Origin of the sequence: Synechococcus sp. H55.10, assembly GCF_047502715.1 — a bacterium.
Taxonomy (GTDB): Bacteria; Cyanobacteriota; Cyanobacteriia; order Thermostichales; family Thermostichaceae; genus Thermostichus.
In genome coordinates, this window is the sequence record NZ_JANSJJ010000240.1 from 1 (window position 1) to 565 (window position 565).

1 protein-coding gene is annotated in these 565 nt (G+C 45.1%); it reads right to left on the reverse strand.

Annotation, left to right across the window (positions count from 1 at the left end; translation table 11 throughout):
* A partial coding sequence (locus NW858_RS12045; protein ID WP_414520595.1) for a hypothetical protein occupies positions 1-351 on the reverse strand: 351 nt, incomplete at its 3' end.
* Positions 352-565 lie beyond the last annotated feature (214 nt).

The following is a 565-nucleotide window of genomic DNA, read 5'->3' on the forward strand; positions in this document are numbered from 1 at the left end:
TTCCGATAGTCTGCCCAGGATATTCTGCTGATTACTTATATTCTTAACTAGCTGACTTGTATAGTCAGCTAAACGCTGAAGGAAGTTTTGGTAACTTTCGGACAGACTTTCTGAGATATGAAGTTTGAAGCCCTCAAGGTCAGCTTGTAACTTTCTTAGAATCTCATCCAGTAACTGGCTATTAGCTCTTTGAGTGAACTGGTCAAGTTGCAAAGCTATTGCCCTCTCAGTTTCTTTCCTCCATCTCTCAAACCTCGATTCGTAGCGGTTCACTTCAGATCGCCTACAGGTATAAACGCCCAGGGAGAAACCAATAGCCAATCCAATTAGAAGACCTAAAAGCAGAGTCATTTCCCTTTGATCCTATTTTCTTTAACTTAACTCAGGAGTTGCGAACAGCTGGGAAGATTTTAAAGCATTGCTACCTCCTACCTACTCTTAAGCCAAAAGGGATCCCAGCCAGCCCTGCTGGAGCGCTTTCTGGGTGGGAGTGAGTTCAGGCAAAGCTTCGAGGGTGTAAACATCCGGGCGGGGTGGATCCAAGGGGATCCAGAAGTGTTTGAAC